This window comes from Vibrio maritimus, assembly GCF_021441885.1.
Taxonomy (GTDB): Bacteria; Pseudomonadota; Gammaproteobacteria; order Enterobacterales; family Vibrionaceae; genus Vibrio; species Vibrio maritimus_B.
Genome location: NZ_CP090439.1, coordinates 771,134 through 797,381, shown reverse-complemented (window position 1 = coordinate 797,381; position 26,248 = coordinate 771,134). Strand labels below are relative to the sequence as shown.

The 26,248-nt window shown below is 45.6% G+C and carries 21 protein-coding genes and 1 pseudogene; 9 read left to right on the top strand and 13 right to left on the bottom strand.

The window, feature by feature from the left end:
- Positions 1-103: 103 nt before the first annotated feature.
- Positions 104-1,330, bottom strand: coding sequence for a sodium/glutamate symporter (gltS, locus tag LY387_RS20130; protein WP_234497630.1), 1,227 nt, complete (start codon positions 1,328-1,330; stop codon positions 104-106).
- Between the two features lie 358 nt (positions 1,331-1,688).
- Between gltS and LY387_RS20125 the strand changes: the two genes are divergently transcribed.
- Positions 1,689-2,432 (top strand): DUF4344 domain-containing metallopeptidase, encoded by a 744-nt coding sequence (locus LY387_RS20125; RefSeq protein WP_234497794.1) that lies wholly within the window; start codon positions 1,689-1,691, stop codon positions 2,430-2,432.
- A 14-nt stretch (positions 2,433-2,446) separates the two neighbouring features.
- On the top strand, positions 2,447-2,833 hold the full coding sequence (locus tag LY387_RS20120; RefSeq protein WP_234497629.1) for a thiol-disulfide oxidoreductase DCC family protein: 387 nt from the start codon (positions 2,447-2,449) through the stop codon (positions 2,831-2,833).
- A gap of 58 nt (positions 2,834-2,891) precedes the next feature.
- On the opposite strand, the gene LY387_RS20115 is transcribed toward LY387_RS20120, so the two are convergent.
- Positions 2,892-3,767 carry an NAD(P)-dependent oxidoreductase gene (locus tag LY387_RS20115; protein WP_234497628.1) on the bottom strand — a complete coding sequence of 292 codons (876 nt, stop codon included), beginning with the start codon at positions 3,765-3,767 and terminating at the stop codon, positions 2,892-2,894.
- Positions 3,764-4,687, bottom strand: a complete 924-nt coding sequence (locus LY387_RS20110) for a LysR family transcriptional regulator (protein WP_234497627.1) — start codon at positions 4,685-4,687, stop codon at positions 3,764-3,766. The genes LY387_RS20115 and LY387_RS20110 overlap by 4 nt, the downstream gene beginning before the upstream one ends.
- A gap of 81 nt (positions 4,688-4,768) precedes the next feature.
- Here LY387_RS20110 and LY387_RS20105 point away from each other — a divergent pair, with 81 nt between their 5' ends.
- On the top strand, positions 4,769-5,002 hold the full coding sequence (locus LY387_RS20105; RefSeq protein ID WP_128648135.1) for a DUF2798 domain-containing protein: 234 nt from the start codon (positions 4,769-4,771) through the stop codon (positions 5,000-5,002).
- A gap of 46 nt (positions 5,003-5,048) precedes the next feature.
- On the opposite strand, the gene LY387_RS20100 is transcribed toward LY387_RS20105, so the two are convergent.
- The 5 genes from LY387_RS20100 to LY387_RS20080 form a co-directional block, all read right to left on the bottom strand.
- Positions 5,049-8,066: an EAL domain-containing protein gene (locus LY387_RS20100; RefSeq protein WP_234497626.1), complete on the bottom strand. Its 3,018-nt coding sequence runs from the start codon at positions 8,064-8,066 to the stop codon at positions 5,049-5,051.
- Positions 8,067-8,299: 233 nt separating this feature from the next.
- Positions 8,300-9,016 (bottom strand): YebC/PmpR family DNA-binding transcriptional regulator, encoded by a 717-nt coding sequence (locus tag LY387_RS20095; protein ID WP_234497625.1) that lies wholly within the window; start codon positions 9,014-9,016, stop codon positions 8,300-8,302.
- 84 nt (positions 9,017-9,100) lie between these two features.
- Entirely contained in the window at positions 9,101-9,310 is a 210-nt protein-coding gene (locus LY387_RS20090; protein ID WP_042474997.1) for a DUF3283 family protein, read from the bottom strand.
- 165 nt (positions 9,311-9,475) lie between these two features.
- Positions 9,476-9,676, bottom strand: coding sequence for a PA3496 family putative envelope integrity protein (locus LY387_RS20085; protein ID WP_042474993.1), 201 nt, complete (start codon positions 9,674-9,676; stop codon positions 9,476-9,478).
- A gap of 504 nt (positions 9,677-10,180) precedes the next feature.
- The gene (locus tag LY387_RS20080; protein WP_234497624.1) at positions 10,181-12,151 is read right to left on the bottom strand and encodes a replication initiator protein RctB domain-containing protein; all 1,971 of its coding nucleotides are present in this window, start codon (positions 12,149-12,151) and stop codon (positions 10,181-10,183) included.
- Between the two features lie 1,213 nt (positions 12,152-13,364).
- Here LY387_RS20080 and LY387_RS20075 point away from each other — a divergent pair.
- The 4 genes from LY387_RS20075 to LY387_RS20060 all read left to right on the top strand — a co-directional run bounded on the left by LY387_RS20075 (position 13,365) and on the right by LY387_RS20060 (position 19,684).
- Positions 13,365-14,582, top strand: coding sequence for an AAA family ATPase (locus tag LY387_RS20075; protein ID WP_234497623.1), 1,218 nt, complete (start codon positions 13,365-13,367; stop codon positions 14,580-14,582).
- Positions 14,583-14,590: 8 nt separating this feature from the next.
- Entirely contained in the window at positions 14,591-15,562 is a 972-nt protein-coding gene (locus tag LY387_RS20070; protein WP_234497622.1) for a ParB/RepB/Spo0J family partition protein, read from the top strand.
- A 90-nt stretch (positions 15,563-15,652) separates the two neighbouring features.
- A complete protein-coding gene (locus tag LY387_RS20065; RefSeq protein WP_234497620.1) occupies positions 15,653-17,713 on the top strand; it encodes a GNAT family N-acetyltransferase in 2,061 nt (686 codons plus the stop codon).
- A gap of 297 nt (positions 17,714-18,010) precedes the next feature.
- Positions 18,011-19,684, top strand: a complete 1,674-nt coding sequence (locus LY387_RS20060; RefSeq protein WP_234497619.1) for a DUF342 domain-containing protein — start codon at positions 18,011-18,013, stop codon at positions 19,682-19,684.
- Positions 19,685-19,712: 28 nt separating this feature from the next.
- Here the strand turns inward: LY387_RS20060 and soxR are convergent, their stop codons facing one another.
- Positions 19,713-20,147, bottom strand: coding sequence for a redox-sensitive transcriptional activator SoxR (gene soxR, locus LY387_RS20055; RefSeq protein WP_128648144.1), 435 nt, complete (start codon positions 20,145-20,147; stop codon positions 19,713-19,715).
- 95 nt (positions 20,148-20,242) lie between these two features.
- Between soxR and LY387_RS20050 the strand changes: the two genes are divergently transcribed.
- Positions 20,243-21,460, top strand: coding sequence for an MFS transporter (locus tag LY387_RS20050; protein WP_234497618.1), 1,218 nt, complete (start codon positions 20,243-20,245; stop codon positions 21,458-21,460).
- Here LY387_RS20050 and LY387_RS20045 read toward each other — a convergent pair.
- Entirely contained in the window at positions 21,423-21,785 is a 363-nt protein-coding gene (locus LY387_RS20045; RefSeq protein ID WP_234497617.1) for a hypothetical protein, read from the bottom strand. The genes LY387_RS20050 and LY387_RS20045 overlap by 38 nt on opposite strands.
- 194 nt (positions 21,786-21,979) lie before the next feature.
- Between LY387_RS20045 and lpdA the strand changes: the two are divergent.
- Positions 21,980-23,400: pseudogene (gene lpdA, locus LY387_RS20040) on the top strand (dihydrolipoyl dehydrogenase); the annotation flags it as partial.
- Positions 23,401-23,454: 54 nt separating this feature from the next.
- Here lpdA and LY387_RS20035 read toward each other — a convergent pair.
- From LY387_RS20035 to LY387_RS20025, 3 genes are all read right to left on the bottom strand, one after another.
- Positions 23,455-24,501 carry an alcohol dehydrogenase family protein gene (locus LY387_RS20035; RefSeq protein ID WP_234497615.1) on the bottom strand — a complete coding sequence of 349 codons (1,047 nt, stop codon included), beginning with the start codon at positions 24,499-24,501 and terminating at the stop codon, positions 23,455-23,457.
- Positions 24,502-24,515: 14 nt separating this feature from the next.
- Positions 24,516-25,043, bottom strand: coding sequence for a TetR/AcrR family transcriptional regulator (locus LY387_RS20030; RefSeq protein WP_042474982.1), 528 nt, complete (start codon positions 25,041-25,043; stop codon positions 24,516-24,518).
- Positions 25,044-25,124: 81 nt separating this feature from the next.
- The gene (locus LY387_RS20025) at positions 25,125-26,117 is read right to left on the bottom strand and encodes a zinc transporter ZntB (protein WP_234497614.1); all 993 of its coding nucleotides are present in this window, start codon (positions 26,115-26,117) and stop codon (positions 25,125-25,127) included.
- Positions 26,118-26,248: the final 131 nt, after the last annotated feature.

Below are 26,248 nucleotides of genomic sequence, written 5' to 3'. Positions count from 1 at the left end.
ATTAGATCACCAATTAAAACTATATTAGTAACTGTTTTGCGTTTGTCTCAAAAACGAAAAAAAAGTCTCGTTAAAACGAGACTTTATACAACTTTGGTTGAGGTTAGCCGATGACGGTTATAAACCCTTGTAGGATGATGAGGTTTACGATATCGATAAAGAACGCACCAACGATTGGGACTACCATGAAAGCCTGCGGTGAAGGACCAAATCGATTCACAATTGAACCCATGTTCATTACGGCTGTTGGCGTTGCGCCAAGCCCGAAACCACAATGACCGCCAGCAATGACCGCTCCGTCGTAGTTCTTGCCCATTACCCTAAATGTCACGTAGTAAGCGAAGAAAGCAAGAACGATAGACTGCACGCCAAGGATGACGAGGAAAGGAATTGCAAGGTCAAAAATATTCCACAGTTGCAGACTCATAAGTGCCATTGCTAAGAAGAGCGACAAAGAAACGGTACCTAGAATATCTACTGTTTCAGCATCCACTTTATAACTCTTAGTCACCTCACAGATGTTTGTGATGAAGACACCAATAAACAGTGCGTAAACGAAATCTGGAATCATCAACCAAGAGATCTCAAAGGTACTGACCCATTCATGCAGGTACTTCGCACCTGTTACGCAAATGAGCAGGATAAATAGAACTTCTACCACCTTCTTGGCGGTAACACGGTCGCGTTCATACTCGTTATAAGTTACCAGCTCAGGGAAACGCTCGTGTGTATCGTTACCACGGCCATATTCTGATTCAAAATCATTCTTATCAATCAGCCTCTGGGCTACAGGGCTACCAATAATACCGCCGATAATTAAACCAAACGTCGCCGATGCCATTGCAATTTCAAGAGTGTTGGCAATACCGTACGTTTCTGTAATGGTTTGTGACCAAGCCGCGCCCGTACCGTGACCACCAGAAAGGGTAATAGAGCCCGCTATCAGTCCCATCAAAGGCTCTAAGCCAAGCAAACTGGCTAGACCGACGCCAACACTGTTTTGTATCACGATATAGACAGACGCAACACCCAAGAATATAAACACCTTCGCACCACCTTTCATCAGCTGCGTATAATTGGCAGCCAAACCAACAGTGGCAAAAAACATCAACATAAAGGTTTTCTGCAGTGGGAGAGAGAACTCTAAATTGATGCCGTTAAAGTGCAGTACTGTGATGATGATGGCGACAATCAAGCCACCTACAATGGGTTCTGGGATATTGTACTTGCGAAGAACCGGCAACTTACTATTGATTAAGTGCCCAAGAAAAAGAACGCTGATTGCGATCAAAAAAGATTCTAACGTGCCAACAGAGATGGTGTTGTTCATATAACCTCTTTTTTTGCTGTATCGCTCATCTTCCTTAATGAGGTATCGATTCGATATTTTAGTGTAGTAAAAATAGGATAGATGGCGATCAAAGCAAAATCACCAAACGGCCTTGTTTTCTTTATCCACTGCTTTTTGATTGCCGAGGAAGCTTCGGCACTTTGACACTCCAGCCTATGTATTTGATAACTGGGTGTTTTGAGGTCTTAAATACACATAATGTGTCTAAGATAAAAAGAGTAACTACACTGATTAAGGCGGCATAGTAGCACAATGCGCTACGTTCGACTAATTTAACTAATAAATACAGATAATAAGGTGAACAACAGTGATACGGACAGCCTCTATTGCACTAATAATGTCTCTGCTGGCAGCAACCTCTGCAAATGCAAAAATCAACGTTAATTACGAGGAACCCGAGTCTGGCGCTGAGCAATCGGCTCGCCAAGCTATTGAGCAAAGTGGGGCAAACGAACTCGTCGCAGACTTATCGAACCATTACTTCCCGTTCAATAGCGAGCTCACAATTAGCTATGGTGGCGACGATGGCCCTCTTTACGACCCTTCTACTCATACCGTTCACATGCCGTATGCGTTTTACAATGACTCCCTCGAGTATTTCACTAAAAACGACTACGAGAAGCGGTTTGGAAAGCCAGCCAAAGATGGCGCGGTAGATACCTTGCTTCACACTCTTTTGCACGAGGCTGGACATGCTTATGTCGCCGACCAAGGCATTCCGATTCTTGGTAAAGAGGAAGATGCAGTAGACAACTTTGCCGCGGTCATCATGCTTAACTACGTAGACCAAGGTGCCGATGCGACCATAAGCGCCGCCGATATGTTCGCGTTTGAATCAGACGACAGACCAGACTATTACGATTTCTATGAGTACATCGGTGAACACAGCTTTGATTTACAACGCTATTTTGCCACTTTGTGTTTGGTGTATGGCAGCGATCCTGATGCGCACAAGGATTTACTCGATGAAATCGAAGATGAGTATCGTGATGAACAAAAAGACAAGTGCATCGCAACCTTTGAAGAGATCGATTACAACTGGAAGCAAGTACTAAACATTAAATCAGAGGAAAACAGCTAATTACTGAGGTGAAAATGTCGACCAAATTGACCCTGTTCTATGATGGGCAATGCCCATTGTGTGTTAAAGAGATGACAGCGCTCAAAAAACACGACAGTGAAGACGTTATCAAGCTGGTGGACATTTTCTCTGATGCGTTTTTCGACTACCCCAACATAGACCAAGCTGCAGCCTCCGAAAGGCTGCATGCCTACGATAAAAATGGAGCGCTTCTGCTTGGGTTAGACGTCACGTACCAAGCATGGAGCTTGGTCGGTCACGGCCATTGGTACGCATTTACGCGCTGGCCATTGTTTCGTCCGATTTGTGATTGGGTGTACATCAAATTTGCCAGAAACCGCTACACAATTTCTGGCATTCTTACCGGTAAGAAACGCTGCGACCGCTGTCGAATAGAATAAGTCGAATAGAACAAAAAGTGGCGAGCGACTTCAGCGCTCGCCATTTACACTGTAAAGATTATTTTTCAGCGTCTTGTCGTACCGCTTTGAAGAGCACAGACGTATCGGAGCGCCCTTCCCCATCTAATGACAACTGCTTGTAGCGCTCAATGGACTGCTCTGTTAGCGGCAGCGTTATGCCTTGCTTTTCCGCTTCATCTAAACAGAAACCTAGGTCTTTGATCATCCAATCGATCGCAAAGCCAAAGTCGTATTTGTCTTGGTCCATGGTCTTGGCACGATTTTCCATCTGCCAAGAACCTGCAGCGCCATTCTTCAAGCAATCGACAAGGGCAGGGATATCCAGTCCGCTTTTTTGAGCGAGCAATAGACCTTCGGACAGACCCGTCAACACGCCAGCAATACACACTTGGTTTACCATCTTAGCGCGTTGTCCTTGGCCAACAGTACCCATCAACACTGACGATTTCCCGTACGCACCAAACACAGATTGTAAGTCATTGAATACGGCTTCATCACCACCACACATAATAGTCAGCACACCATTCTCAGCACCGGCTTGTCCACCGGATACTGGCGCATCCATAAAGCGAATCCCAGCCTCCTCACACGCCTTACCAAGCTCTTCGGCTAGGCTTGCAGAGGTCGTGGTATGGTCAACGAGAATCGCGCCCTGCTTCATCGCCGCGATAGCACCTTGCTCAGCGTTCGTCATCTGACGCACATCATCATCGTTACCGACACAAACAGCGACCACATCTGCGTCTTTCACACACTCAGCAACGGTTTCTGCGTATTGACCTGCGTATTCATTGGCCCAGCGCTGCGCTTTCTCTGTCGTACGGTTAAAAACGCTGACGTCAAAACCCGCTTTGACTAGATGCCCTGCCATCGGGTATCCCATAACGCCCAGTCCAATAAAACTTACTTTCATGTCGGCTCCTTGTTGCTTGTGTTTGGATTTACCGCCGCATCCATATTTTGAGCGGTCGCTAATATCGCTTCCACCAAGGCTTTTACGGCTTTAGGTTGGTATTTTCTATCTTTGTACACCAAAAAGGCTTGGCGGTCACTACGATAGTACTCAGGTAGAATATGAATCAAATTTGAGTTGCTTGCCGCGTGACGTAGCGGCAGTGAAGCCACACCTAGACCTCGACCAACCGAATCAACTAGCGCCTGAATATCGTTAACGATCAATCGTGGTTTAAGGTTGATGGTATCTACCTCTTTTCCTTGTTGGTAGACCACAATCTCGCGACTATCATCGATCGTCAGCCAGTCGGCACGTTTGAGCCTTTCGAGATCATCAATAATTGGGTTAGAACTGAGGTATTCTTTACTCGCAAAGAAACCGTGCTTCGCTGTAAACAGTGGTCTAGCTATCAATTCATCCATTTCTGAAGTGTCGAAGGTTATAAGGAGCTCTCGATCCGTTTTAGGCTTGGCTTGATCGTGGTTTAACGCGAGATCCACATGCACCTTGGGATAGGACTTCAAGTATTCCTCGACGACAGGTGCGATAAATGCGTGGTAAAAGCTATGTGGTACCGCTAACCGGACGTGACCCGCCACTAAATCCGTTTTCTCGGTAATATTGTTGAGCCCTATCTCAACTTGCTCAATTCCACTGCTCAACTGTTCGAATGCCATTTGACCTAGTTCTGTCGGAGCTAATTCACGCCCACGCTTTTCTAGAAGACGCAGACCGAGCTTTGACTCAAGAGAAGTGATGCGTCTTGATACCGTTGATTGAGGCAAACCCAAGCTTGCGGCAGCTCTTAATACAGAGCCTTCCTCTACAACCTTGCAGAATAAGTAAACATCATCAATGTATCCAAATATGGAATCCACAATCCTAAATAACCGTATTTTTTCTATATATGACTAGGTTTATACTTTTCTCATCAAAAAGACAACCGAAGGAGACAGAGAATGAGTAGAAAACAGTTTTGGTTAACCGCCCTACTATCCTCATTGACCATGGCAATGATGATGTCGGGAATCATCTCGGGATACAAAATGGGATTCAGCGCCGACTGGCCTGAAACGTGGGTGAAGAGTTTTCTAATAGCCTGGCCTTGCGCGCTGCTGTTGAATCTGACGGTACTGCCAAAGATAAGAGCATTCGCAGCTTGGTGCTGCCAACCTAAAACCATCAAGGGCTAGAAAGCATGATCAAGGCAATACCTTGATCATGCTTTCGTATTTTTGTCTATACGGCGTGGCTCAAGCGCTTTGTTTTCACTACGGATAAAGGCTTTGGCTTAGCAAACCAATACCCTTGATACATATCGCAGTTCATCTCTTTCAATCGCGCGTATTGCTTCTCGCATTCCACACCTTCAGCAACCACATCGTATCCAAATGCGTGAGCCATGGTGATGACTGACTCCACTAAGGCATTGTGGGCTAAATCACTGCCCAAGTCGCGAATAAAACTGCGGTCAATCTTCACTTCGTCAAGTGGTAATTGTTTGAGCATGGATAAAGACGAATAGCCTGTCCCAAAATCATCCAACGAGATGCGCACACCTGCAGCCTTAAGCGCATTTAATGCCCGCAAACACTGTTCAAAATCATTAAGGGCGATGCTTTCGGTGATCTCGACAGTAAACTGTGTCGGAGAGAGATCATAAGAAAAGATCTTTTGTACGAACTCGATAGCAAAATGAGGGCGAGACAACAGGCTTGAACTGATATTAATCGAGACAGAGAGCGCACTGTCTATACGCTTATCGGCGAGATCTTCACACACCTTGGTCAACACGATCTCACTGAGCTTCACGATCAACCCGGACTCTTCTGCGACACCTATAAAGAGCTGTGGTGAAACGTATTCGCCATCCTCGTCCTGCCAACGCGCCAGCGCTTCTAAGCCAGTCACAGCTCCACTCTCTTGATCATGTATAGACTGATACCAAACCTCGAGTTTATCATTCGCCAGAACGCGTCGCAGTTTCTGCTCGACACTCAGCAGTTGCTGGCTCTCTCGCTCTAGTTGGGTATCGTAAAGGGCCGCCTTGCGACTCTTAGAGCGCTTAGCGCGATACATAGCGATATCGGCCTTTTTGACTAACTCTTCTGCAGAGACCGCATCAAACGGATAGAACGCAATACCAAGGCTTCCCTGAGTGTTGAACTCATTATCTCCAACACAAAACGGCTTCTCTACCGCGCGAAGTATGCGACTAGCAAGCTCTAGGGCTTGACCCGATGTCTCGACATCACACATCAAGAGAAACTCATCACCACCAAAACGGGCAATGAGGTCGTTCTTTCGTACCACCTGATTGAGCTGTTTTGATACGTGCAGCAACAACGCATCTCCGACATCGTGACCATAGGTATCATTTACAAACTTGAAGCGATTGAGGTCCATCAACATCAAAGCGAGCGGCTGTTCATTCTTATCGCGAATATGCGCCTTCAAACGCTCAGTCATCATACGTCGATTCGCAAGTCCTGTGAGCGGATCATGGTAGGCAAGCTGGCGAATCTTATCGGCGGAACGTTTTTGCTCTGTAATATCGGTCATTGCCCCCAAAAAGCGCACCGGACGACCAAATTTATCTTTGATGACGCGCCCGGTGGAAGAGAGCCAAACGTAGACTCCGTCGGTTCTGCGCAGTCGAAATTGTGATTTGAATGGCGTCTCTTTATCAAGATGGGCAAGGAGTTGGTTTTCAAGCTTGCCAAGATCATCCGGGTGAACCAAGTCAAAAAAGCACTGACTGGTCAACGTGGTTGAATCTCCGTCATTGAGCTTAAGAATATCATTCCAACGACTACTCCAAACTAGCTCATCAGAGATCAGATCCCAATCCCAAATCACATCATTAGAAGAGTGGCTAACCACTTGCAATTGATTCGCCAGATCCGTGGATACTTGCGCTCGACTCTGTGAACTGTGCAGGAGAAGATCACGCTCTAAAAACAGCGCTAGCATATCCAAATAATTGTTGTAGCTAGAGATCTTCGCTAGATCTGGCGTCTCTTCGATGGATTCAACAACCGCCATCACTTCGGTATGCCGATCATGCCTGTCGGTCACACACAATAGTGTCATAACGAAGGCTTCTGGAAAGGTATACAAAGAGCTCTGTGGAAACGCTTCGGTAGGGAAGTGGATTCCCTGCTCACAATGGTAAAGCTGACGTCCATTGGTGTGTGAGTAGGCAGTAATACAACTCTCTGAATTGGCTTTCGCACCACAAACCGCCCAAGCCACTGAGGTATCAAATAAACAACTGGCATTCACAATCGATGAAAAGCCCGATTGACCCTGAGAATATAAGGTCTCGTGCAGCTCCGCTGGCGATCGCTCAGTATGGCTAAGTAGCTGCTTTCGTATACCAAACTCAGGATTAATCGACGACGAATCTGAACCACAAGAGTCTCGAACTACCATCAACTGCTCAATCGAGCAAACGTCACTAGAGTAGCGAGCGCCCGCAATTCTTGCCGTTAGTCGCTCTGCTGCCGCTATCGATAAACGCTCTAATTGCTGATCCACAGTGGTGAGCTTTGGCTCAGTTCTCTCTCCCATGAAGATATTGTCAATGCCAACCACGGCAACTTGCTCAGGCACCGAGATACCATTTTCGCCAAGCCGCTCCATCAAACCCACCGCGATATGGTCAGTGGCACAGATAATTGCCGTACAAGGTGAACCCTGATTCCAATAACGTTCATAGGCTTCACGCCCACCTTGCAGCGCGTTACTGCTCACGTTGAGTATTTGCGTACGTCCGATGGCCCTACCATGCGATTCTGCTCGCGCCTGAAACGCCTTAAAACGCATTCTAACGTCATTAACCGACAAATCGCCGCAGAACCCTATATTAGAATGCCCCAGAGATGCGAGGTGATCATACAGCGCACATACGCCACTTTTTTGGTCACTCGAGAATGATTCTACAGCCAAAGGAGCGTAGCTAGCCGCTACAGAGACAACTGGAATACCCTTTGCAACCGCTTGTTCTACCAAAGAATTGGCGGCAGCATGCAGTACTATGATTAAGCCATCGACATGGTCTAACGCGAACGGTAAATCAAAATCACGTTTGTGTCCTACACGGTAAAAGATAAGGTTTACGCCCTTATCGGCACCATACGCTCTTAGGGTACTGGTGATCTCTCCCATGTAAAAACCGCTCAACATCGGCAAAATGACACCTATTGCTGGCTTGCGATCGTGACGAGCCAACACGTTGTGACCACCGTTGATCATAGTGTTTATCCTGTCCATTTTATTAAGGTAGCTTTCCGCTTTATTAGCCTATTGTCTGACTATTAATACAGTAAGAAATTTCTTGCGCATGGTGCAGAAGAAGTTGATAAAAGTGTTAGCAACAACACATTCGGTAGAGGGGAGATGCTGGGAAATTTGACCAAGATAGCGATACCAAAAAGAGCCAACATACGTTGGCTCTTTATTAATCATTCATTAGGGGTGAAACCTAATTATTGCTCTGCGTTATGATAGACCTGTTGTACATCATCACAGTCATCAAGCATGTCTAGGAACTTCTGAAACTTCTCAGAATCTTCACCAGCAATCGCCGTATGTGTCTGTGGTACGAAGGTGATCTCTTCAACGTCTAGCGTTAAATCTGGATACTCTGCGTTCAACGCTGTTTTCGCTTTGAAGAACTCAGTGTTAGGTGCGAATACCGTGATTACGCCGTCTTCAAGCTCAATGTCAGTAACATCAACGTCTGCCATCATTAGCGCTTCAAGTACTGACTCTTCATCATCACCCTTGAATTGGAATACCGCTTGGTGATCAAACATGTGAGCAACGGTGCCTGGGCTACCGATTTTCGCGCCAGTTTTAACAAAGCATTGACGAACATCTTGGAACGTACGGTTGCCGTTGTCTGTTAGACAGTCAACGATCACGCTAACACCACCAGGACCAAAGCCTTCGTAACGTGCTGGCTGGTAATCTTCACCGCCGCCGCCATTCGCTTTGTCTAGCGCTTTATCAATAACGTGTGCTGGAACTTGATCTTTCTTTGCTTTAGCAATCAGGTGCTTAAGCGATAAGTTCATTTCAGGATCGGCACCACCGTTTTTAGCAGCAACGTAAATCTCTTTACCGTACTTGGAATAAACTTTAATTTTTGCGCCTTGTGTCTTCGCCATCGAGGCTTTGCGCACTTCAAAACTTCTTCCCATTGGGATGTTCTCTCTAATTCAATTTAACGCGGAGGATTTTAGCAAATCGTCGCCACAATTCAATTCTAAGCCACGATGGGACTGTTACATCACACCCATCATCTTCTTGTATTTGTCGACACACGCTTCAAACCATGCCTTCTCAGTCTCATCTTGGATTCGTTCTAGCTGCTCGCGAATCGCTTCTGGACCGGCTTTCGCTTCCCTCATTTGCCAAACGACAAAGGAAGCCTGTTTATCTAGCTCAACCTTGTTTTTTTCTGAAGGGGGAAGCAGTGAAAGATTGTATGACATGGTTCTTCATCGGTTAGTGTTGGCAAGGCTACCGAATATATCACCGTTAGAGTCTCAAACTCAAATGAAAGCCGCTGTCGGCTTAGGAAGGATATACAAGGCGCAAAAAATACTAAGGGTGGCATACGCCACCCTACTGTTTACTCCATCTCAGCGTATCGCTGATTAGTGAATTAACCCCAACTCTTTTGCTTCTTCGAGGGTTAGACCACTTTCTCTGATTTCACGTAATGCTTCAATGCGACGTCTTGCTTCCGCTGATTTAGCTTGTTTAGCAGGACGGGTTTCCTCTTGTATCTCTTCAGAGTGATCCCACTTGTTTGTAATAGATGTCATTTGGTCATGGTCGATTGAATTAATGGACATTGTTACCTCCTGAAAGAACCATGTCTGGACACCTAATCTGTAGCAAACGACAAAATTGTTGTTAAGAAAAACTGAGTCAGAATGTGATTGGGATGGAAATTCTAAACAGAAGTCTCGGGAAGGAGTTTATAAACTTTGAAATTCGATTTTTGTGGCATTACATTTAGGGGATTCCGCCTCGAAAAAGTAACTTGATCGAGATCTACTTTTCTCTCTCTTTCCCTTATCAGTATTGGCTTACAGCCAAATGCGTATGCATTCATATCGACGAATTTTTGACAAAAAAAAGCGAGTCCAAAAGAACTCGCCAAAAAATATATCAGAATGAATGTAACAATATGAGCCAATCTACTTATTTCATTAGAAAGGACAAAAGGTTGTCTATTCGGGATAAATAATAGCCAGCGAACCTGGCCATTATGTCAGTAGACTGTCAGCGTTATGTGTTAATACCAACAAATCCCAGCATGCTATGTAAAAAAATATTACAGAGCGTGTCCGTCATTAAACAGACACCTCATCAAGTACTCGGAACACCGACTCATCGATATGGCCCTCGTAGACTTGCTTACACACCTTCTTGCGCACTGCTAGCGCGGAAATGAGACGCTCAATAGACAGGTGTTTGTTTTCTTGTCGAGAGTTATACAGCTCAACGACCTGGCTTAGAACTTCATAAGGTATGACATCACCATCAACACGAAGCCAATCGAGCTTCTCCATGAGCTCAGAACACTCTTGTTTGATAGATGCAACAGAATGCCCGGTCATAGCAGACAACGCCGTTATACCGCGTTCTAGGGCCTCTGGTGAGGTATATTTGGATAACGTAATGGTAATTTCGTCAGCATTGATCTCAACCAAGTGCTTTCTTTGCTTCACTCGACGTCCCAAATTCCCACGTGGGGAAGGCGCTTTGCGCTGGATCGGCTCAAACTCGCCATCAATGATCGTCGACAGTTCATCCAGTTGTTTGCGTGTGACCAGCTCGTTGCGCAGTGGGTTCGGTAGAGTAGGCGCCATATTGCGTTTACCCGCATTGGTCGTCCTGGCGCGGGAGTAGCGAAGTACCTCTTCAACGTCACAGCGGATATCAACTTGATAGTCAGGTAACTTGGCATCAGGATCCATACAGCTCAATGTCAGATGATAGCCCCAAAGATTGACATCGAATTGAGTCGGAGACGTCACGCTCTCAGCCAGGTTTTTTAGTTCACGTAATAGATCCATCGAAAAACGGCGCCACTCGATATTCCTCGCTAGCTTCTGATTAAGATCAGACAGAAGCAAAGAATCTGTGTGACGACGAGCCATACGGCTACGGAAGTAAGAGTACAACTGGAAGACCAAGGTATGCTGTTTTAGGATCTCTGGTGGGAACAGGAAGAAATAGTCTCTCGTTAAAAGCTCTTCGTAGAACGATGGCTCCCATACCAAAATGTAGAGATTGGGTTTGATCTTGATCTCACCATCAGCACCTTCACGAGGCGCTTCTTCTGAGGCGGTGATCGTTCTTGCTAAAAATCGAAAACGATCACTTTTGAAGCCTTCAGGCATATTTTCACTAAGCCAACGGCCTGTTAGCTCATGTAATTGAAAGTCTGTAAATTCAATTCGATCAATGCTGTCACGAATAGAGTCTCGAGCCGGGCCACTGTCCTTCTTGCCACGCAGAGACAGTATGTCTGTGATATACAAAGGTGTCTTATTGGGCACCTGTTTGGCGTCCAAATGATACTCTTCATGATGATGATCGTGGTATTGGACTGTTAGGGTAAATAACGCGAACAGCGTCATCAGATCATCGACCGTCATGATATTTTTTGACGAGCGAGTTTCAATAACGGCTTTCGTCCCTGAGATCGATACCATGGATTTTTGATAACTCTTGCGAGTGCGAGGTGGTGCGAGCGCTTGGTCGATAATACCAGCCCAGTTTGTTGGCGATACCACGAACTGGTCTGCTTCGTCACGCATGGCTGGTGGCGTATACAAACCATGTTCGTTTAACAAACGTTTGTTCACTTGAGTTTGAGCTAACGCTTTAGATTTCTTCTGTTTTTCAGATTGTTTCACCGATTCGGTGACCAAACTCGTAGCGCCCAAAACGGACACAAGTTGATTCGGGTTAACAAAGCGATGCAGCATCGTCTTTCCCGCTAATCCCTCTTCAAATTTGACACCGTGCTGGCTAAATAGTCCGATATTGACTGCGGCTCTTAAGCGTTGCTGAATGGCGGCTCGAGTCAATTTTCCATCGGTAGCATCAATTAACTCAGTTGTTGATACATAGCCGTCTTTAGAACTGAAACCACGCAGTGAAATAAGATTCAAAAGCTCAAGAATGCTTTTGGTTACCCCTTTAAAGTGCTGATATTGTTCTATCCAATCAACGGATGTTTCCGTCACTTCAAAAAGGTGTCCGCCTTTGTGATCCCTAGGGGATCGGATCTGGATTTTTTCTTCACTGCTCATGGTTGGATCTAGATCACACTATCCGTAAAATCGACATTGTTCCATAGAATAATGAAATTTAGATCATAAATAAAGCGCTATTTATATTGTTAGATAAAAAACTGATCTTAATGATTAAACTGATCTTAAATGATTAAGTGATCATATGATCTGGAAGATTTTCTTCTTGTAAGTATTTGATATATAAAAAATAGATAAGAGCTTACTTCGGAAAGATGATCATAGCATTAACGAAACGATGATCATCATTTTTTGAAAGCATGATCAAAGGCTATCGAATGAATGATCATGACGGTATAGAAAGTGTGATCATCATTGCTGCGGATCAATGATCAAGAATTAGATACAAGTTATCCACAGAAAAAGTAGAAAAGCTGTGTGTATCATGCCTTACCTCTCAGCAAGATAGGCGTTATTTTCCACGAAAGCATGATCAAGGTAACTCATTTTGCTTATGATTTCGTCATTTAGAACAAGAAAGAGTCATGTTTTTGCTATTGGTTTTTGTCACAAGGAAAATACGTTCACTGGCGCTCTTTTACAAACAGGCGGAACGATGATCAAGAAACCCACCCTTTATCGCCAATGTGAATCGCTCTGCAGCGGTTTGATACTTAAATCCGCATTGATCCCAGTGTTCGTGGGACTTGAGCCGTAATTTAGCTAGATATTTACATGCTTCCGGAAGGTTTTGTCTCTTGATCATTGTTCCGAGAGTTTTGATCTGAAGTGCACTCAAGTTTAGCTTGCCGGTTCATAGCTATGAACCTTGATCATGCTTTCACAATCGCCGTTGGTCCCGAAACGATGATCATGGTGTTTCCTTGATCATCGTTCCTGAGTAGGCGAATTGCTTGCAAAGTGGAAAGTTGAATCCAAGGTGGCCGCGTTTAAATAGAGAATTATCGGTCATTAGGATGAATCAAAGTCACACTATCCGTAATTTATCCGTCTTTCAGTATCGTTCCGGGAATAGTTTACTTTACATTGTAAATGAGTGACGCGGTAACACTTTTAAAGTAGTAGAGTTTGAGGCGAGTTATAAGCATAGAAATTGGTGCTTTTTGAAAACACTTTGCGCAAATATTCATCATAGAGCTAGATATTGGTCAAATTAATGCAAATAATCTCAGTAGATGTATGGACAGCTTTTTTGTGAGAATGTACGATATTGCTGTACATAAATAAATAGGTTACTTGGTTGGAACTAGGTATGAAAAGAGAACAAACAATAGATAATCTCTACCAGCTTGCTGAGCAAACTCAGCAAGTTCAAGCTGATCGTATTGAAATCGTATTAGAAGAACGTAGTGATGACCACTTCCCTGCGATGTCAAAAGCCATGATGGAAACACGATCAGGACTTACTCGCCGAAAATTGGATGATGCAATCAGTAAAATGGAAGAGGGGGGGCACCAGTTCACTAAAAACAATGCCAACCATTATTCTATTTCTCTTCAAGAAGCGCACATGCTTATGGACGCTGCAGGCGTGCCTAAGTTTCATGAGCGCAAGCAGAGCGTTAACAATAAGCCGTGGATTATCAACGTACAAAACCAGAAAGGTGGTACAGGTAAGTCAATGAGTGCGGTACATCTCGCTGCTTGTTTGGCACTTAATCTAGATAAACGCTACCGCATTTGTCTTATTGACCTAGACCCTCAAGGGTCACTTCGTTTGTTCTTAAACCCACAAATCAGTGTCGCGGATCACGAGAACATTTATTCTGCAGTTGATGTTATGTTAGAAAATGTTCCCGAAGGGACCGATATCGACATCGATTTCTTACGTCGTAACGTCCTACTACCAACCCAGTACCCGAATTTGAAGACGGTCTCTGCATTCCCTGAAGATGCGATGTTCAACGCTGAAGCGTGGCAAAACCTGTCTCAAAACCAATCTCTAGATATTGTTAAGCTATTAAAAGAAAAGCTAATCGACAAAATTGCCGATGACTTTGACGTCATCATGATAGATACAGGTCCTCACGTTGACCCATTGGTTTGGAATGCAATGTACGCTTCAAATGCACTACTTATTCCGTGTGCAGCAAAGCGTCTTGACTGGGCATCAACGGTTAACTTCTTCCAACATTTGCCGACTGTTTATGAGATGTTCCCTGAAGATTGGAAAGGTCTTGAGTTCGTTCGACTGATGCCAACGATGTTTGAAGACGACAACAAAAAGCAAGTCTCTGTATTGACGGAAATGAACTACCTCCTTGGTGATCAGGTGATGATGGCGACGATTCCACGAAGCCGTGCTTTCGAAACCTGTGCTGATACTTACAGTACTGTTTTCGATTTAACCGCATCTGATTTCGAAGGTGGTAAGAAAACTTTGGCCGTTGCTCAAGACGCTGTTCAAAAAAGTGCACTAGAGTTAGAACGAGTACTGCACAGCAACTGGTCTTCACTGAATCAAGGGTAACGTGACACATGGCAATTAAAACTTCAGAACTAAATGCAAAACTGTTTGGCAAAGCCAACAAACGACGCGCGACCACACCTCAAGAAGCGCAGACTGCAGCGAAAGAACAGGCGCAAGTTATTGAGCTTTCTGTAGCGGGCGAAGAGCTTGTGTCGTTTGAACTGGTCCGTATTCCTGCTGACCAGGTTGAATCTAAGACGTTTGTTTTTCAAGAGAACGCGCGTGAGCAATCTTTTTTGAACGAGCACGCTCTGTCGGATGTTTTGGCGACGCTTCGTGAAAAGGGTCAACAATACCCTGCAGTTGGTCGTCGTCAGGCTGATGGTACTATCGAGGTTCTTGATGGTAGCCGTCGTCGTATGTCGTGTATCCTGGCGCAAAAAGAGTTTTTGATTTACGTTGCGGAAAACATCAACTCAGAGCATGCCAAGTTCTTGTCTGACGTAGCAAATGCCCACAAGCCACTGTCTCTTTACGAGAAAGGCAAAGAGATGCTGGCTAAATTAGAGAGTGGTGAAGCCGAAGACCAAAAGGCGTTGGCTAAGATGTTCCAGTGCAGTGAAGCGTTAGTCAGTGGCGCTTTGAAAGCGGCAGATCTGCCGTTACCACTATTACAAGCTTACCCAAACGTGAGTGACTTAGGGCGTCCTACCATTGTTCGTCTTCACAAGCAGTTCAGCGAGCTAGACAAGGACAACCAAGTCAAACTCATTGAACGTTGCCAGGATTCAGAAGGCTACGTTTGGCAGAATAGCCGAGCGCAAGGTGTCGCTCGCATTACTAAGGAAGTCTCTGAAACTCTTGAGGCTTGGATGCATGAACTCGCACCACCTAAGCGCGCAAAAGTTAGCAAGATTGACTTGGTGAAAGGGCGCGCTAGCTACACGAGAAAAGGTCCAAATCTGGCGATCAATCTTAAAAAGGTTGATGACAAGACGATGGAAGAAATTCTCGAGTTCTTGAAAGACAAAATGCAATAAACATTGCGCGTTTCGCATAGCAAATACCTCGCATCAGCGGGGTATTTTTTTATGTTAATATTGGTATAAGTCTTCCACTATGATGCGTTTATGCCAAACCAATCGAATACATCTTTGCTAGAGTCGCAGTTGAGCGCGATCGTTAGCCAACTTCATATTGCCGACTCCCTTAACCACCGCGCGACTGTCGTCTTGAGAGGAGAGGGGAGTTGGCAAAATAGCTTAGTGTCCACATTAGTCAGTAATACTAATCTTGAATCAGAGTCCTGCTTCTACATAGGAAAGCACACAATTGATGGTTTCACGTGTCTTCCGTCGAATCAAGGCAAGCGTATTCTTGGCCGAGATTCTAAGTTAATCATTGTCGAGTGTGGTAGTGACTTCGATGCCAACAGTTTTAATGCCGCGGTGGGGACGCTGGTCGGTGGTGGTTTGCTAATCATCTTAATAAGCGGCGATTTATCAGCGAACACTTGGTTGCAATCAGCATTACAACAACTGCCTGTTATCGAGCAAGACAGTGCTGATATGAAGAATAGCTCAGAGTATTGGAGTACCGAAGAAGCTGAGTCCGGCACTAAAACCAATCTTTATATTGAGCAAGAACTCGCAATTGACCATATTCAACAAGTCCTGACAGGACATCGTAAACGTCCATTTGTCATGACTGCCGATAGAGGCCGAGGTAAAAGCAGCGCGTTGGGTATCGCTGCAGCGAGACTTGCATCGATAAGACCACTGGACGTAATTATTACCGCACCAAACAAAGCCGCTGTAGCTTCCGCCATTTTTCATTTTGAATCTGAGTTAGAAAAGTCCGATGTCGATAGCTCGACAGTAACACTTAACTCTATTGCACCTGATGAGCTGCTAAACACGCTACCAAGTTGTGATTTGTTGTTTGTCGATGAAGCGGCGGCCATTCCAATTCCTATGCTTAAACAGATTGTCGACTGCTACCATCGTCTAGTGATAAGTACCACCATTTATGGTTATGAAGGTTGTGGTCGTGGGTTCAGTCTGAAGTTTCTACCTTGGCTATTGGAGAACAGAAAAGGTTCTCGTACTCTCCATTTGAGTCAACCTATTCGCTGGAATGTCGATGACCCATTAGAACATTGGTCAAAAGAGACGTTTTTGTTGAATGCCGAGTTGAGCGAATTGCCAGATGCATTGTCTGGCGAACGTATTCATGAGACAGAACTTCACTGGGAGCTACTGAATAAAGACAAGGTAATGCAAGAGGTAGCCACATTGTCGAGTGCATTTGCTTTGTTGGTGAATGCTCATTACCAAACCTCTCCAAATGACTTAATGCTGTTACTCAATAACCCCAACATGAGTTTGTACACTATTAAACATCGAGATTTGGTGGTTGGTAGCGTGCTTGTGAATAGAGAAGGGCAGTTGGAAGGTGAGCTCATTGAACGTATCTATCTAGGAAAGTCTCGTCCCGCAGGTCATCTCGTACCGGTTGAATTGTGCAACCATTTGGCGTTGGAAGCTCCTGCACTACAAAGCTGTGCTCGAGTGATGCGAATAGCGGTGCACCCACTTTTGCAGGGGCAAGGTATTGGTAGTTCAATGTTGACCCGATTACGCGAAAGCCTATGCAGAGAGGTTGATTACTTAGCAACAACATTTGGTGCGACGAGTGAGCTTGTTCAGTTCTGGAGTCAAAACCATTTTTCTGCTGTTCGCCTAGGTAGCTCACGAGACAAGGCAAGCGGTACCTATAGCGCGACATTTGTTTCTCCAATTTCTGACCAAAGCCATGAATGGTATGAGCAGGCTTTTGACCTATATCGTCAGTCGTTGCCTTTCTGGCTTCGTTCATCGGCAAAAGCGCTTTCTCCAGAGTTGGCAGGTTTGTTGCTATCTCAGTCTATCAACCATGAAGAAGCTGCGTGCATCCATCCTCTCGTCATTAACTATGCAGAGGGTGGTAATGCCTTCAACACAGTTCGCCCGTTTCTGTTGCCACTGCTTCAATGTAATGAGCAGCTTCCTTTGCTAGTAGTGGCCGTCATAGCTCAAGAATGGGATTGGGAGCAGGCTGCAAAGCACTTTGGCTTTACTGGAAGAAAGCAAACAGAACAGGCTTTTCGTCAACAACTAAAGCAGCTCATTGAACGTTTACAGTGTAAATAGTCTCTTTCCCTGATTTACACTGTAAAGCTACCTATGCTTTTACAGTGTAAATTGACGCTCTATTTTTACAGTGTAAATCGACGAGACCTTGTTGATGACTGCTGGACATACCGAACAATGTTTCTCCTACGACGTTCAAACTATTGAACTAATTACCGTGAGCGCCCCCGTAGTTTTAGAAAACTCATGTAGTCTCAGTAGTGAGACTTCACTAATATAATTGATAGTTATTGAAGCATGATCACATTCGCATTCTGTATGCGAGCGTGAAATCGCATAAGGAAATGATCGTCAATCATGTGGAAAAGTGTACTCAGCCTTTCATCAGATCAAAAACAAGTCTTTGCTCAGCTACCTAAAGAGTATGAGCAGGGGTTGGCTTTGGAAGTCGCATTGCTAGGAAATGCATTAAAAGAGTTAAATGCAGACGCATTCTTTGTCGATGAGACTTCGGTCATTCAATTTATCAAATCTGCCCAAGCCGCTAAAGGCGACGCTTTTTCAGGGCTAACACTTGCTCAAGTGAAAAATGCAACGGCTGAGGTCATACTCAGTGAGCAAGATATGTTGGCAAGTATCAAGGTTGAAGGTGCTTATGGTGGTGATGCTTTGACGCCAACGGATATCATTTCTGCGCTAACTCAGGCTCGTGTCGTAAAAGGCATTAATAAGAAAGCACTGAAGAAGGTGCTGCTGTTGAGTCAGCAACTTAAAAGTGGCGAAAGCTACACCCAGCCTGTAGCAATAGGCAAGCGACCAAAAGAGGGCAAAGATGCTCAGTTTATTCCGTTGGTTGCCGACCCTAAAGATAGGGTATTGAAGCCTCAAGCTTCGGGACCAAATGGCAAGGTAGATATGCGAGATCTCGGGGCTGTAGTCACTGTTGGTGAGAACGAACAAGTGATGCGCCGCATTCCAGCTAAACCAGGTGAGAATGGATACACCGTCACAGGGGCTATCATTCCACCTCGTCCAGTGAAAGATCTGCCATTAAAGCCGGGGGCCGGAACTCGCTTTTCGCCTGACAATCCTAATACGTTACTCTCTACCATGTCTGGAATGCCTGTTATTAAAGCATCAGGCGTTGAAATTGATGAAGCGCTTTGTCTGAGTAAAGTTGATATTTCCACTGGACACATCAAGTTCAAAGGTAGTGTTGTTATATCTGGAAACGTTGAACCTAATATGGAAGTGACCGCGACGGGGGCAATCACTGTCGGCGGTTTCGTTGAATCTGCTTCTCTTAAAGCGAAGGGCGATATAACCATTGCAAAAGGCATCATCGGACACAATGTAGATGACGGTGAACCCAAGTCTTGCCATATAGAGTCTGGTGGTGATGTTGTCGCAAACTACGCGCAGTTTGCCACCATCAAGGCGCGTGGGGACGTTCAGTTTACTGTACATAGTTTGAATAACGACATCGCTTGTAGCGGCGATCTACTGGTTACTGGTGGAAACAAGAAACAAGGTACGCTTAGTGGTGGTGAGGCTAAGGTCGGTGGCAAAGTTATCTGTAACCAACTTGGTGTTGAGGGTGATACGGCCACTTATATTGAGGCGTTCGCAAACTACAAACACTATGCTGAAAAGTTTGAGGAGCTACAATCTCGATATACGGCACTTCAAGAACAAAAAATGGTGTCGATTCGTCGTGAGATTGAGTTGAAGAAGATTCCGAAGTCATCACGCACAGAAGAGCAGAACGCTGAACTTGCAGCATTAAACAGCGCTGACACTGAAGCGATAGATAAACTTAATGAAGAGAAAGAGCGTATCGAACTCGAACTGTACGCCAAACTAGAACTTAATACGGTAGAGTCTTTAGTTCAAACGCACACTAGGGTCACAGTTCAGTTTGATGACGAAAAAGTCACGACTAAGTCTACACACGGGCCTGCGACCTTCAGTTACAACAAACAAATTATTACGTTCGCGCCTAAACTCAAAGAAGAGGACATTTTAGTTTAAGTCGTTTTAAATGGGACTCGTACAGCGTCTATTCAGATTTCCATAAGGTCGCGCCATTTCCGAGTGTGTCTGCAAGCGTGTCTTGTGGATTACGTAAACGACAGCGCGACATCGACAAACAGCCGCAGCCAATGCATTCTCCTAGCTCATCTCTGAGTTTGGTCATTAGCCAAATTTTGTGATCCAGAATCTCTTTCCAGTTTTTACCCATTTGTTCCCACTCTTCTTGCGAAGGCGCTCGATTGAGAGGCAAACTAGATAGGGCGTGTTTGATCTCTTCTAAACTCAGTCCTAGTTGTTGTCCAGTTTTGATAACAGCGACTCGTCGTAACACAGAACTGTCATAGCGACGCTGATTGCCTTGATTACGCCAACTGGTAATCATCCCTTTTTGCTCATAGAAATGCAGTGCGGAGACCGCAACCTCTGCACGTTTGGCGACCTGGCCAACTGAAAGTTCCATAACTTCTCCTTATTTTTCTTCTAATTATAGCTTGACCTCAAGTTAAGTTGAGCTTTTATCCTTGATTTCAGTCACAGGAACAGGGAGAAGCGACAATGAACAATAGAAGGTTACACTTATCAGGATTGATGTTTGATGGAATTGCATCGGGAATGATGCTCATGGCATTGCCTTGGTCCATATTAAGTGAAGGGAATAACGGCACATTTCTCGCCGCCGTGACTTTAGTCTGTACGCTGCTCTCTTTTATGTTTACTCCGTTCTTCGCAACCGCAATTGATCGTTACTCTCGTAAACATATTTTGGCTGTTTCTCAGCTAATCCAAATGCTATCAGCCATCAGCGTTGTCGTAGTTAGTTGGTTTGTTGGAGTAAATATTTGGATCCTCGCTTCGTGTTTGTTGGTATTTTGGCTAGCTAGTGATTTAGCGTGGTCAACTAACGGGGCATTTACTCAGGAGCTATACAAGCCGAGTGAATATGGTCGAGTATCGAGCCAGCAAGAAATTGTCATGCAGATAACCACACTGAGTGCCGGAGGTATGGGCGTGTGGTTATTGGAAGTCTGGACAATTGATCGCTTCGCAATACTCACAAGTGCACTCACAGCTTTAGCCCTACTGTGTTTTATGGCGATTCGGCATCAGACTTCGAGAAAAACGGCGAACGTTGTCCGTTTCCACCAGCAATTGGGAGAGTCGAAGCGAATATTCAGTCAATCACCACTGTTCTTTTTGTTTATTGCCTTATCGTGCTTGAGTTACCCAATGATGACGTACTTGTCGAAGTTAGTGCCCATTTATCTATCAGAGAACTTGGTATCGGGCGAGTGGTTTGCCTGGTGGCAGATAAACTATGGTGTAGGTGCGATGCTATGTGGATTAGCGATTGTTAAAGTGATGAAGCGTGTGAGACACGAAAAATTGATGCTGGCGAGTATGGTGATGATGTGTTTGCTGCTCGCCATAATGGCAATGACGCTCTCTCCCTTATCCATCGTTGTTATTGCACTGTTTATGGGATTGTTTAACGCGACGAACCGAATTGCGAGGGTAAACAAGCTACATCATGACGTCGATAACTCAGTCAGGGGACGAGTGGACGGCGGTATGAAACTATTTACAACAGCGGCACAGAGCGGTAGCTACATATTGATTGCCTACCTAGCACACTACCAGCTCATAGAAGTAGGCTTTGCCGTTGCTGCCTTGGTCATGATAGCAGCGACGCTTGCTATGTGGATCCTGAAGCGAGCGAACGTGCTAGATCATAGCCCTATTGAGGCTGAACTACAGGGTGAGGGAGCGGTTTAGCGGGAAGTGGAGTCGGCACCGGCTCCTCTGTTTTTTCTGGACGCGTAATGGTAATGCTTTTGATGAAACGGCTGAAGTAGAGCTCTTTGACTAGGTCGTCACAACGGTCATGAGTAAGATTGCGTTTTGATTGCTCACTGCTAACAGCAACGATGGTTTGATTAGTCGGACGATACCCATTTGCAACCTCACAAAGTTCGATAGTGTTCATGTAGTTTGGGTATACATTAACAGGAGACGAACGAAATCCTAACTGGTTCATTTGATAAGAAGAACAACCAGAAAGAGCTAGGGACAAGATAGTGAGTAGTGCTTTGTTTCGCATGTTTGGTAGCGTGAATCATTTGTTTTTTGCAAGAGCGCTAATACTAACCGCTATTTATGACAGATAAAGGGAAGTTTGAAACCTAGGTCACTTACCGACAAAAATTAACACTGCTCAGACATTTAACCAGTCTATACTGGGGTTCGCTTTGAAAAATACTCGCAAACCCAGCCAGATATAGAAGGAGAGATAGCATGACGGATTCTATCAACGTAGATGTTGCCGTACTCGGTGGTGGACCCGGCGGTTATACCGCAGCTTTTCGAGCAGCCGACTTAGGGCTCTCGGTATGCATTGTTGAGAGCAGAGAGACCTTAGGTGGTGTCTGCGTCAACGTTGGCTGTATCCCATCCAAAGCCTTGCTTCATGCTACGTCGTTGATTGAGCAAGCAAGACACGGTCAATCTATGGGAATTACGTTCAGTGAGCCGACGGTGGATATAAACGCGCTGCGTGAGTACAAGCAGTCGACGATAGCTGACCTGACCAAAGGTATCGCGAATCTTGCCAAGGCGAGAAAAGTGATTCGTGTTCAGGGAGTAGGACAGTTTATCTCTCCCACCAGTCTGGTTGTGAATGGGGAAAGTGAACAAAAAATTGAGTTTAAACACGCGATCGTCGCTACTGGCTCGCAATCGATCCCTCTGCCTATTGCACCCAATGACCCACGTATTTGGGATTCGACGGACGCACTTGAGGTGTCAACGATCCCCGAAAACCTTCTTATCGTGGGTGGTGGCATTATCGGGCTTGAAATGGCTCAGGTTTATGCAGCGCTTGGATCCAAGATCACCATAGTGGAGGCGCAAGATCACATCATTCCGAGTGCAGATAAGGACATTATCCAGCCGCTACAAAAAGCGACCAAGAAAACCTACCAAATCTTAACCAAAATGCTAGTCACAGAGATGAGCGCTGAAGCTGAGGGTATTTTAGTTAGTTTTGAAGGGAAGAAGGCACCACAGCCAACGTTATTTGATGCTGTGCTTGTCGCGGTTGGTCGCGCGCCAAACACATCGAATCTCGGCCTTGAAGCCATAGGCGTTACTACGGATTCGAAGGGACTAATCGAGGTGAACGAAAAGATGCAGTCTAATGTGCCAAGCATCTACGCGATTGGTGACATAGTCAAAGGCCCTATGCTTGCGCACAAAGCCACGCACGAAGGTAAAGTGGCAGCTGAGGTGATAGCGGGTTTAGATTCCACCTTCACTCCAGCTGCGATTCCTTCAGTGGCTTATACCCACCCTGAAGTTGCATGGGTAGGGATAACAGAGAAAGAAGCGAAAGAGCAAGGGCTGGAATACAGTGTTGGTAAAGTGCCTTGGTTAGTCAGTGGACGTGCGCAAAGTGTTAATGCCACTAACGGGGTAACGAAAGCGCTGTTCGACAAACACACAGGCACACTTATTGGTGCTGGTATCTGCGGAGAAAATGCCGGAGAGTTGATTCATGAAGCTGCAGCCGTGCTTGAACTAGGTGGCCGAGCGAAGGATATTGCTCATACGGTTCACGCACACCCAACGCTAGCAGAGACGTTCGCGTTTGCCGCTGAAGTCGTAGAAGGCTCTATGACGGATATGCTGCCAGCGAGAAGAAAATAATCAAAGAAAAGAGGGCGCCTAAGCGCCCTCGAGTGTTTCAGTGTGAATGCTTCACCTCTATCGTGTTATTTCGCGCTCACATTCAGAACAATCTTGCCAATGTGGTTTTTCTCAACAAACTCGATTTGAGCCTGTTTAATCTCGGCAAGTTCAAATGTCTTACCCACCAGCGGTTTGATCTCTTCGGCTTCGATTCGACTGATTAGGTTCGGGAACACTTCGTCTTCTAGTCCGGTACAACCGAAGAAAGAAAGATCCTTGAGATACAAGGTACGAACATCCAGCTCAACCATAGGTCCACCGATCGCACCTGAAACGGCGTAGCGCCCTTTTGGCGCCATCACGTCTAGCAGTTCCGGCCATTGAGGCCCCGCAACGAGGTCAATGACGACGTTCACGCTGTTTTTTCCCAGTGCTTCCACTAAGTTATGACCACGCGAGACGGTTTTATCTGCACCGATCTCTAGCAGTGTAGCGGCCTTAGATTCGCTAGTAACGGCAATCACTTTCGCTCCGCGAGCTTTGGCGAGCTGAATCGCTGCCGAGCCGACGCCACCAGAAGCACCGGTTACCAACACGACATCGCCTGCGGCAACGTTAGCGCGCGTTAACATGTTCTCTGCGGTCGAATAAGAACATGGAAATGACGCAAGCTCAGTGTCGGTGTAGCTTGAATTTACACTGTAAGCCTGACGAGCGTCTACAGTCGTATACTCCGCGAATCCGCCATCACACTCAGAGCCAAAGTACCAAAAATGCTCAAGTTTTTGACCATCGACATAACGTAGACATGGATCAATTAGTACGCGTTCGCCAATGCGACTTGCGTCTACATTTGAACCTACCGCGACAATATGACCACATACATCTGCACCTTGAATTCGTGGTAGTTCCAGAGCTTTGCCATCCCAGCTGGCGTCTTCACTGTCGTTATCACCTTTTGAGTACCAACCAATACGTGTATTGATGTCTGTGTTATTGACGCCAGCCGCACTGACTTTTATCAGAACTTCATCGGCTTTAGGCGCTGGTACGGGAATATCGTTTCGAATGTCTAGCTGGTCTAGCTCGCCATGACCAATCAGCTGTACGCCAGTCATTACCGTGCTCATAGGTGGATTCCTTCTTAGTAGCTTGTTGAATTAGTGGTAAATAAAGTAGTGATGGCTACTTTGGCAGCGGTAATCGCCGATTCACCTAAAATGGGATAAGCGGTTGTCGTTCCCTCATGCAATACAAAAAGAGCATGAGAGAGATCATCTCGTCCACTTAATTTGGCAAGTAAATCGATAACCTGTTGTTTGTGCCTTTCAACTGTCGAATTTATGTCCGCGTTGTCAGGAAAAGCGGCAAGAGCATTGACTGAAAGGCAGCCTTTCGGGGCGTGTTCTTTCATCCAGCTGCCAAGAACGTCAAACGCAGCAAGTGTAGCGTCTAGGCCACTGTGCTGTGCACACTGCTCTAGTAACGCCAGATAGCGTTGATGGCGATAGTCCAATGCGCCAACGACCATACTCTCTTTGGAGGGGAAGTATTTGTACAGAGTGCGCATGCTTACGCCAGACAGCGCTTTTAGCTCAGCGACACTCGGCTCAGCGAACCCTTTTTGTGAAAAAGCACGTTCTAGATTCTCTGCAATTTGTTGTTGCGACATAGAAAACACCACAAGGTAGAATGATTATACTATCCCTAGTGTAGAATAATCATTCTACACTCGTCAATGGTGATCGAAACGCTACAGCCAACGCTTGGCCAATGCCCATCCCACAGAGCCTGCCCCAAACAAGACGCACAGAGCGGTAACCATCCAAAATGCAAAAGGATTCTCTGTCCCTGGCATACCACCTACATTGATGCCTAGCAAGCCCGTGAAAAACCCGAGGGGCAGAAACAATCCAGCGATGATTGTGAATACGTAGGTGCGTCGGTTAAGCGTCTCCGCGTCGATAGCATTTAGCTCGTCCATCATCAAAATCGAATGCTCTCGTAGCATTTCGATGTTCTCAAGGCAGCGCAACTGTCTATCGAGCAGCGCTTTAATCTTGAGACTGTCGAGCTCGTTGAGCCACTCTAAGTTAGAGGTTGCGAGCTGATTCAAGGTTTCTTTTTGGGGAGATAGATGTCTGCGAAGTTTGATACAGACCTTACGCAATTGGCTGACTTGCTCTCGATAATCGTTGTTGCTCGAGGTAAAGTCCGCTTCTTCGAGCTCAAGCGCATGATCTTCTAGCCGGCTAAGACTACTTTCTTGTTTCGCGGTAATGGCGTCAAGCCAGTTGATGAGCAGCTCTGGAACTGTTTGAGGGCCCTCACCGCGTTCCAGCGACTCGAGTACTTCTTTGGTGGATATTAGCGGACGACGTCGCGTGCTAAGTATCCGAGTTCCATCAGTCCAAATCCTTAGTGAGACCATGTCTTCAGGATCGGATTCTGGATTGAGATTGATAGCCCTAAAGTTAGCAACCACATTGTTTTTTCTTTTCAAAATATGCGGGCGACTGTTTTCGCTGGTCAAGCCGTCAATCGCTATCTCGTTGAGACCACTATGCTCTGTGATCCAGTCAACCGTCCTGGCGACACTGTAGTCGAAATGCAGCCAAACAGTCTTCTCTCGCTCTTGCCAGATCTTATTGATCCCTTCATCACATGGGATTAGGCCGCCCTGCCCATCAAGTTGGATTGCGTGAATTAAACCCGTTGGGTAGGTGTTATCAGCTTTTACGTCCATAGAGACTCTTTGGTTAATGGTTTGTACGTATTAATAATAAAATGTTAATCCAATATGTGTGTGAAGTGTAACAAAATTAGGCTACGCCTCTTGCAGCAACCCATCCGACCAGTTATTGTTAAGTAACAAGG

Coding starts and splice junctions, on each gene's coding strand:
- LY387_RS20070 (WP_234497622.1), top strand. CDS start 14,591: ATGGCAATTAAAACTTCAGAACTAAATGCAAAACTGTTTGGCAAAGCC.
- LY387_RS20105 (WP_128648135.1), top strand. CDS start 4,769: ATGAGTAGAAAACAGTTTTGGTTAACCGCCCTACTATCCTCATTGACC.
- LY387_RS20095 (WP_234497625.1), bottom strand. CDS start 9,016: ATGGGAAGAAGTTTTGAAGTGCGCAAAGCCTCGATGGCGAAGACACAA.
- LY387_RS20030 (WP_042474982.1), bottom strand. CDS start 25,043: ATGTCGCAACAACAAATTGCAGAGAATCTAGAACGTGCTTTTTCACAA.
- LY387_RS20060 (WP_234497619.1), top strand. CDS start 18,011: ATGTGGAAAAGTGTACTCAGCCTTTCATCAGATCAAAAACAAGTCTTT.
- LY387_RS20100 (WP_234497626.1), bottom strand. CDS start 8,066: ATGATCAACGGTGGTCACAACGTGTTGGCTCGTCACGATCGCAAGCCA.
- LY387_RS20065 (WP_234497620.1), top strand. CDS start 15,653: ATGCCAAACCAATCGAATACATCTTTGCTAGAGTCGCAGTTGAGCGCG.
- LY387_RS20050 (WP_234497618.1), top strand. CDS start 20,243: ATGAACAATAGAAGGTTACACTTATCAGGATTGATGTTTGATGGAATT.
- LY387_RS20025 (WP_234497614.1), bottom strand. CDS start 26,117: ATGGACGTAAAAGCTGATAACACCTACCCAACGGGTTTAATTCACGCA.
- LY387_RS20085 (WP_042474993.1), bottom strand. CDS start 9,676: ATGTCCATTAATTCAATCGACCATGACCAAATGACATCTATTACAAAC.
- LY387_RS20075 (WP_234497623.1), top strand. CDS start 13,365: ATGAAAAGAGAACAAACAATAGATAATCTCTACCAGCTTGCTGAGCAA.
- gltS (WP_234497630.1), bottom strand. CDS start 1,330: ATGAACAACACCATCTCTGTTGGCACGTTAGAATCTTTTTTGATCGCA.
- LY387_RS20120 (WP_234497629.1), top strand. CDS start 2,447: ATGTCGACCAAATTGACCCTGTTCTATGATGGGCAATGCCCATTGTGT.
- LY387_RS20035 (WP_234497615.1), bottom strand. CDS start 24,501: ATGAGCACGGTAATGACTGGCGTACAGCTGATTGGTCATGGCGAGCTA.
- soxR (WP_128648144.1), bottom strand. CDS start 20,147: ATGGAACTTTCAGTTGGCCAGGTCGCCAAACGTGCAGAGGTTGCGGTC.
- LY387_RS20045 (WP_234497617.1), bottom strand. CDS start 21,785: ATGCGAAACAAAGCACTACTCACTATCTTGTCCCTAGCTCTTTCTGGT.
- LY387_RS20125 (WP_234497794.1), top strand. CDS start 1,689: ATGTCTCTGCTGGCAGCAACCTCTGCAAATGCAAAAATCAACGTTAAT.
- LY387_RS20115 (WP_234497628.1), bottom strand. CDS start 3,767: ATGAAAGTAAGTTTTATTGGACTGGGCGTTATGGGATACCCGATGGCA.
- LY387_RS20080 (WP_234497624.1), bottom strand. CDS start 12,151: ATGAGCAGTGAAGAAAAAATCCAGATCCGATCCCCTAGGGATCACAAA.
- LY387_RS20090 (WP_042474997.1), bottom strand. CDS start 9,310: ATGTCATACAATCTTTCACTGCTTCCCCCTTCAGAAAAAAACAAGGTT.